Genomic DNA, 329 nt, shown 5'->3' with positions numbered 1-329 from the left:
ATCCATAGATGGATAGAAAAGAGTGACGCGTGCATCTTATTTCTTCTGGTATATGGATAATCAACAGGTGTGTTATTTAATATCCGCTTACACGAGGTGTTACAAACCGACATTTCCGATACCTACGACACTTTTTGCTTGTCTGGATTACAGCATGATAAACTAAGGACAACCGAATAAATCAGGTAGCTGCTTCTCTTTGGAGGCGGCTTTTCTTATGCCTTTATACATCACTCCTCCCTAATCGTTCATGACATACGTTTGTTGCAGGGACAAATGCAATGAAGTCGAACGGACCACCTCCTATCGGCTGATTACCGATAAGAAGC

Source organism: Aneurinibacillus aneurinilyticus ATCC 12856, from assembly GCF_000466385.1.
In the GTDB taxonomy this organism is placed as follows: Bacteria; Bacillota; Bacilli; order Aneurinibacillales; family Aneurinibacillaceae; genus Aneurinibacillus; species Aneurinibacillus aneurinilyticus.
This window is presented reverse-complemented; position numbering follows the sequence as displayed.